This is a genomic window from Citrobacter sp. Cf136 (assembly GCF_030333815.1).
GTDB lineage: Bacteria > Pseudomonadota > Gammaproteobacteria > Enterobacterales > Enterobacteriaceae > Citrobacter > Citrobacter freundii.
Genome location: NZ_JAOWFE010000041.1, coordinates 160,172 through 167,286 on the forward strand (window position 1 = coordinate 160,172; position 7,115 = coordinate 167,286).

General features: G+C 50.9%; 6 protein-coding genes and 1 tRNA gene. 1 reads left to right on the top strand and 6 read right to left on the bottom strand.

Features of this window, described 5'->3' with window-relative positions; genetic code table 11:
* Nucleotide 1: 1 nt before the first annotated feature.
* Nucleotides 2-1,540 carry a multidrug efflux MFS transporter permease subunit EmrB gene (emrB, locus tag OGV98_RS22510; protein WP_003037306.1) on the top strand — a complete coding sequence of 513 codons (1,539 nt, stop codon included), beginning with the start codon at nucleotides 2-4 and terminating at the stop codon, nucleotides 1,538-1,540.
* 48 nt (nucleotides 1,541-1,588) lie between these two features.
* Here emrB and OGV98_RS22515 read toward each other — a convergent pair whose 3' ends face one another.
* The 6 genes from OGV98_RS22515 to OGV98_RS22540 form a co-directional block, all read right to left on the bottom strand.
* A complete protein-coding gene (locus OGV98_RS22515; RefSeq protein ID WP_048232664.1) occupies nucleotides 1,589-2,956 on the bottom strand; it encodes a carbohydrate porin in 1,368 nt (455 codons plus the stop codon).
* A 346-nt stretch (nucleotides 2,957-3,302) separates the two neighbouring features.
* Nucleotides 3,303-3,818 (bottom strand): S-ribosylhomocysteine lyase, encoded by a 516-nt coding sequence (gene luxS / locus OGV98_RS22520; RefSeq protein WP_003037312.1) that lies wholly within the window; start codon nucleotides 3,816-3,818, stop codon nucleotides 3,303-3,305.
* Nucleotides 3,819-3,967: 149 nt separating this feature from the next.
* Nucleotides 3,968-5,524: a glutamate--cysteine ligase gene (gene gshA, locus OGV98_RS22525; RefSeq protein ID WP_003037314.1), complete on the bottom strand. Its 1,557-nt coding sequence runs from the start codon at nucleotides 5,522-5,524 to the stop codon at nucleotides 3,968-3,970.
* Between the two features lie 77 nt (nucleotides 5,525-5,601).
* Nucleotides 5,602-6,030 carry a YqaA family protein gene (locus OGV98_RS22530; RefSeq protein WP_003839664.1) on the bottom strand — a complete coding sequence of 143 codons (429 nt, stop codon included), beginning with the start codon at nucleotides 6,028-6,030 and terminating at the stop codon, nucleotides 5,602-5,604.
* Complete coding sequence (yqaB, locus tag OGV98_RS22535) at nucleotides 6,027-6,593, bottom strand: fructose-1-phosphate/6-phosphogluconate phosphatase (protein WP_044699675.1); 567 nt, start codon at nucleotides 6,591-6,593, stop codon at nucleotides 6,027-6,029. Before yqaB ends, OGV98_RS22530 begins: the two co-directional genes overlap by 4 nt.
* Nucleotides 6,594-6,840: 247 nt before the next feature.
* A tRNA-Arg gene (locus OGV98_RS22540) sits at nucleotides 6,841-6,917 on the bottom strand.
* Nucleotides 6,918-7,115: the final 198 nt, after the last annotated feature.

The following is a 7,115-nucleotide window of genomic DNA, read 5'->3' on the forward strand; positions in this document are numbered from 1 at the left end:
GATGCAACAGCAAAAACCGCTGGAAGGCGCGCAGCTCGTCATAATGACGATCGCGCTGTCCCTGGCGACATTCATGCAGGTGCTGGACTCCACCATTGCTAACGTGGCGATCCCCACTATCGCCGGGAACCTCGGCTCTTCATTGAGCCAGGGAACCTGGGTGATCACCTCATTCGGGGTAGCGAACGCTATCTCTATTCCGATCACCGGCTGGCTGGCAAAACGCTTTGGCGAAGTAAGACTCTTTATGTGGTCAACTATCGCCTTCGTCATTGCGTCATGGGCATGCGGGATGTCCACCAGCCTGAACATGCTGATTTTCTTCCGCGTAATCCAGGGTATTGTCGCCGGTCCATTAATTCCGCTGTCACAGAGCCTGTTGCTGAATAACTATCCACCCGCCAAGCGTTCCATCGCCCTCGCGCTATGGTCGATGACGGTGATTGTTGCCCCGATATGTGGTCCTATTCTGGGGGGCTATATCAGCGACAACTATCACTGGGGCTGGATATTTTTTATCAACGTGCCAATCGGGGCTGCGGTGGTATTGATGACCCTGCAAACCCTGCGCGGTCGGGAAACCAAAACCGAGCAGCGGCGCATTGACGCCATTGGTCTGGCACTGCTGGTCATCGGTATCGGCAGTTTGCAGATTATGCTCGACCGCGGCAAAGAGCTGGACTGGTTCGCCTCGCAGGAGATTATCATCCTGACGGTGGTCGCCGTGGTTGCTATCAGCTTCCTGATCGTCTGGGAGCTTACCGACGAGCACCCGATTGTCGATCTCTCGCTGTTTAAGTCGCGCAACTTTACCATCGGCTGCCTGTGTATTAGCCTGGCCTATATGCTCTACTTCGGCGCCATCGTCCTGCTGCCGCAGCTATTGCAGGAGGTTTACGGCTATACGGCAACCTGGGCTGGTCTGGCGTCCGCGCCGGTAGGGATTATTCCGGTGATCCTGTCGCCAATTATCGGCCGCTTTGCACACAAGCTGGATATGCGTCGGCTGGTGACGTTCAGTTTTATTATGTACGCCGTCTGTTTCTACTGGCGCGCGTGGACGTTCGAGCCGGGTATGGACTTTGGCGCATCGGCCTGGCCGCAGTTTATTCAGGGGTTCGCAGTAGCCTGCTTCTTTATGCCGCTGACGACCATTACGCTGTCCGGTTTACCGCCTGAGCGTCTGGCGGCTGCATCGAGCTTGTCTAACTTTACGCGAACGCTGGCCGGCTCTATTGGTACATCGATTACAACAACGATGTGGACTAACCGTGAGTCGCTGCACCATGCGCAATTGACGGAATCCGTTAACCCCTACAACCCAAATGCTCAGGCAATGTACGACAAGCTGCAGGATTTAGGGATGACGCACCAGCAGGCGTCAGGGTGGATAGCCCAGCAGATCACTAATCAGGGTCTGATTATTTCCGCCAACGAAATCTTCTGGATGTCGGCGGGGATCTTCCTGGTTTTGCTTGGTCTGGTATGGTTCGCTAAACCGCCCTTCGGCGCGGGCGGCGGCGGCGGTGGAGCGCACTAACTATCTGATAAAAGGGATCTGCGGATCCCTTTTTTATTGTGGCCAGCATCAGAAATAATATTTGAATCTCAGGCGTCCGCCGTAACGTGCATCTTCGCTGTTGTCGCCATTGTTCGGATCGGCCTCAACCCATGAGGCATAAGCACCGAGATAGATATTAAAGTTTCTCATATTCATTACGTTAGGGAATAAGTATGAGGCATGGATGGTGTGAATATCATAGCTGCCCGGATCGGTGATCCAGCAGTCTTCCTCGCAAACGGCCTCCAGGTTAGTGGCATTGAAAGCGTCAATGTTGTTATGCGCATAGATATAGCCCAGTTCGAATCGATGCCACAACGCGTTCACCCCAGCGGTAAAATCGGTCTCATCGGTCGCGTCCATATAAGCAGTATTCAGGTTAATCACCGCGCCGTCTTCCGCATCGGTTTTTTGTCCGTCCCAGGTCATGGTAAAACCATACCCCGTACGATCGGACTGATCGATCCACTTCCCGTTCTCATAATAGCCGTAGGCGTTGTTAACGACGTTACTTTCCATCGCCACTGCCGTCGAGAAACGCCCGTTTTGCCAGGCGATCACCGGGCGCACGTAAGCCACGTTTTTATCATTGGTTAAGTCCATCCCGTGGTACTGCTTCTCGGTATAGAGCGTACTGCCATTTTCCATCAATGTATTCACTTCAAAATACCAGTTATCGATGGTTTTACTTATCAGGAAATTACCGCCGCTGTCGCTACGTCCACGCCCCTCTTTCATCATATAAATATAGCCATAGCCATCACTGTAAAGATCATTCGCCGTATTACCTGAATATTCAATAAACGTATCCTGATTCAGCGGGAACATATCGTACGCTTCAAAACGTCCGACCTTAATTTGCCAGTCTTTTTCCTGGCCAAAAAAGAACACTGCATCATCGAGATTCATTTTTCCGGTCAGGTCTGCCAGCGGCTGAACTGAGAATCCGGCGAAATTACCGTTGTTCAGTCGTTGGTAGCCATCAAACCCTAATAGCAGACGCCCGTTGATATCCCAACGTTCATTCGTTCCCGGCGCCCAATCTTTATTTGCTGAAGTTCTGGTTGATGTCAGGCTACCAGAACGGCTTGCCGCATCCATATTAAACTCAACGTCGCCATAGAACTTGATATCGCTAAAACCGGATAGCGTTAACTTGGGTGGATTTTCCGTAGAGGCGGAGGGTTCAGCAGATTGTACTTGCACCGTCGGCGCTGCGGCTACCTGCTGCTGCCTCAGCGAGCGAATTTGCGATTCAGCATCTGCGGCTCGCTGTTCGGCATTAATCACGCGCTGCTCCAGTTCAGCAAGACGCTGTTCAATAGCGGTATTTGCTGCCCAAAGGTTATGCGAAAAGCAAGCGCCGACCACAAGCGCTAAATATTTCACCTTCATTTTTTATCCCTAAAGTTTAATGTATACCAGATAAGATTTGATAAAAACCCCATCCACCAGCGATGAAAAGAGTCTTTTTATTACCTGGATATCTGGCGTATTCCATTATGTTTTTCTATTAATTATTTATGTTTTTTGATTTATGTGATCGGTGTGAGCTGGCATCGTTAATTATCCATTATTTTCTGTTTACCAGATCACGTTTTGTTATTTAACAGGTCACCAATTAATTAGCTTAAATTATATTCCTGTCGTAAATATAATAGATATAGATTATATGACAAAATAAAAAACCCCGGACATAAACCGGGGTTAATTTAAATACTGGAACAGCTAATCAATAAGACTAAATATGCAGTTCCTGCAATTTCTCTTTCGGCAGCGCCAGCTCTTCATTGCTGTTCACGCGTACATCACGCTCCAGAATATGACGCGCGATATCCTGTGCTTCGCTAAGAGAGTGCATCTGATACGTACCGCACTGGTAAACGTTCAGCTCCGGGATCTGGTTCTGATCCTGTACTTTCAGCACGTCCGCCATTGCCGCTTTCCACGCATCGGCAACACGCTGCTCGTCCGGCGTACCAATCAGGCTCATGTAGAAGCCGGTACGGCATCCCATCGGAGAGATATCAATAATCTCAACGCCATTACCGTTCAGATGGTTACGCATAAAACCTGCAAACAGGTGCTCCAGCGTATGGATACCTTTCTCAGGCATGACTTCTTTGTTCGGAATGCAGAAACGCAGATCAAACACGGTGATTGCGTCGCCATGCGGGGTGTTCATCGTTTTTGCAACCCGGACCGCGGGAGCTTCCATCCGGGTGTGATCGACAGTAAAACTATCTAACAACGGCATTTAGCCACCTCCGATAAATTTTTTAAAAATAATCTGAACTCTTTGTTCCGGGGCGAGTCTGAGTATATGAAAGACGCGCATTTGTTATCATCATCCCTGTTTTCAGAGATGAAATTTTGGCCACTCCCGAGTGGCCTTTTTCTTTTGTATCAAGCGTGCTTTTCCAGCCACACGCTAAACGGCTCAGTATCAGCCGCTTCGATCTCCTGCTGACGACGCTTCGAAGCCTCGGTTTCAGCAATAAATTCAGCTTCCTGCAATATTTCTAATGGCTCTTCACGCAGCAGATTTCGGTAAGCCTCACCCAGCGCTTTGCCCGTACCGCCAATGCCTTCATCAATCATAGACCGTAGGATCCGGGCAGAGAAAGTCAGTTCAGGATTGTCAAAACAGACAACCAGTTCATCACAGACCTTCTGATACTCCTCTCCCCCATCGATGCTGTCCAGCGTTTGTGCCACGCGTTTCAGATCGCGGAACAAATCTTTCCCAACCTTAGGCAGCGGGAACTGGGCCGTTTCACAGCCAATACCTAACGTCAGTCCTGGCTTGCGACCTTCGAGAATCACGCGATTCCAGTTTTTACGCGTACACAGCAATTCATCGCTGCTCATTTCCGGGGCATCGGCCAGCGCACACCAGACCATAAACAGATCGAGGAAGCGTACCTGCTGCTCGTCCACGCCGATCGGTGAGAACGGGTTGATATCCAGCGAGCGTACTTCGATGTACTCGATACCGCCACGCAGAAGCGCATCAGATGGTGTTTCACCACGACGAGTGACGCGTTTCGGACGAATAGGCGCATACAGCTCATTTTCAATCTGCAGAACGTTGCTGTTGATTTGCAGACGCTTACCGTCTTTCTCCAGACCGATCGCCGCGTACTCCTCGGAAGGAGTCTTAATCGCGCGCTTTAATCCTGCCACATACTCATGCAAATCGTTAAACGTAATTCCAAGATTGCTTTGCGACTTATTGGTATACCCCAAATCACTCAGACGCAGCGATGTCGCGTACGGCAGGTAGTACATCCCGCAGTCGGTTTTTTCAAACGGCAGGGTTGTCGGTTTTCCTTGCAGGAAAGAGGAACAAATGGCCGGAGAGGCGCCAAACAGATACGGGATCACCCAACCAAAACGGTAGTAGTTGCGGATCAGACGGAAGTAGCCCGCGGAGATCTTCTCTTTAGCATCTTCGCCTTCGGTTACGCCGCACTTCGCCTGCCAGAAAGCCATTGGCAGCGAGAAGTTGTAGTGTACGCCCGAGATTGTCTGCATCAACGCACCGTAACGGTTTTTGAGGCCTTCACGGTACAGCGTCTTCAGGCGACCGGTGTTCGACGTGCCATACTGCGCCAGTTCGATATCCTGGCCTTCGGCAATATAGCAAGGCATGCTCAACGGCCACATACGCTCGTCGCCCAGGTTTCTGGCGGTATAACGATGCAGGTCGCGCATGAATGTGAGCATTTTCTCAATGTCATCGCCTGGCGGAGTGATAAATTCCAGCAGCGCTTCGGCAAAGTCAGTAGTTATCCATTTATGCGTTAGCGCTGAGCCTAACACCTCAGGATGGCCTGTCGTTGCTAATGACCCATCTGCATTAACACGCAGCGTTTCGCGCTCCAGACCACGTTGAATCCCCTTTAACGCCTGAGGATGGTTTTCCAGCCAGGCCAGCGCCTGTGATACGTCCGGGATCAAATTGACCTCCCGCCTGTCAAAATCGTTTTAATTAGCATAATGGTATTGGTTACCCTGAAGGCTATCTCACAACACAATTAGTGCCACCACATAATGCCTTGCGTCGTAACCGCTGCGACAACAACATAGCGCAGCGCCTTGCCAAGGCATAAGAAAAAGAGAACTGGACCCCACGAGATGCGCATCCACCCGGCTAACAGGCACAATAAATCACCTACAACCGGCATCCAGCTTAATAATAGTGTGACAGCGCCATAGCGCCGCAGCCAGCCAGTGGCTTTTTCTTGCCAGCGCGATGTTTTACGCAAAGGAAAGAAACGCCCAAGGATAACGTTAGTTAACCCTCCAAGGCTATTACCCATTGTTGCTGTTAAGACTAAGACCCAGGGATGACTTATCCCGGAGACCAGCAAAGCAACTAAAACAACTTCAGAATTGCCGGGTAATAGCGTGGCGCTGAGAAAACTACTGGCAAACAGTGACAGGAGCGACAGTCCATCACTCACAATAACCGGACATCCACGGCGTCCATTCCCGCAGCGTGCGCCGCCTGTATTCCAAAATCGGCATCTTCAAACACGACGCAACGAGCCGGAATAACCCCCATACGTTCGGCACAAAGCAAAAACGTATCAGGAGCAGGTTTGTGGCGTTGTACGTGATCGGCTGCGACGACAGCATCAAAATAGCGACGCAGTCCAAGGTGAGCGAGCAGCGCTTCTGCAATTGCGCTTTCACTCCCCGTTCCTACCGCCATAGGCCGACGCCCATGCCAGGCTTTCACGACGTCAACCAACGGCAGAGGCTGGACGCTATCCAGCAACATGCTTTTCACCTTGTCAGTTTTCTCGCGCGCTAAGGCATGGGGGTCAAGATCGGCATGATTCAATTCAATTACCGACTGGGCAATACGCCACGTTGGGGAGCCGTTGAGAGCGACCATGGCTTGTTCATCAAACCGCAGCCCATAATGCCCCAATACCTCATGCCACGCCTTACGGTGCGTTGGTTCAGTATCCAGGATGGTGCCATCCATATCAAAAATCAAACCCGCATAACGTTCGTACATCGTCTTCTCACAAGCCGAATGACCAGACGTTATTTTATCGTAATTGATTGATTTTGTCGCTGACAGCGAATTGAGGGGGGTTCAGAGAGTATGTGGAAATAATTTAAAGGGGGAGATGGTGCATCCGGGAGGATGACTCACTAGCGTTCGCCCTGCGGGCCGTTGCTGGAGCAACGTTATCCTTCCTGGTGCTCGCGATTATCTCGCAGACCATGAAACAACAGTTTTGCTGCTATCTCGGAGAAGATGGTGCATCCGGGAGGATTCGAACCTCCGACCGCTCGGTTCGTAGCCGAGTACTCTATCCAGCTGAGCTACGGATGCATCGGGAATTGCTGATTACTACTGATACTGCGAAGAAGATGGTGCATCCGGGAGGATTACTCGGCTGCGCCTCGCCCTGCGGGCCGTTGCTGAAGCAACGTTATTCTACCTGGTACTGGCGATTATCTCGCAGACCATGAAACAACAGTTTTGCTGCTATCTCGGAGAAGATGGTGCATCCGGGAGGATTCGAACCTC

Excerpts from the sequence above, each read along its gene's own strand:
- emrB (WP_003037306.1), top strand. The coding sequence starts at position 2 with ATGCAACAGCAAAAACCGCTGGAAGGCGCGCAGCTCGTCATAATGACG.
- OGV98_RS22515 (WP_048232664.1), bottom strand. The coding sequence starts at position 2,956 with ATGAAGGTGAAATATTTAGCGCTTGTGGTCGGCGCTTGCTTTTCGCAT.
- luxS (WP_003037312.1), bottom strand. The coding sequence starts at position 3,818 with ATGCCGTTGTTAGATAGTTTTACTGTCGATCACACCCGGATGGAAGCT.
- yqaB (WP_044699675.1), bottom strand. The coding sequence starts at position 6,593 with ATGTACGAACGTTATGCGGGTTTGATTTTTGATATGGATGGCACCATC.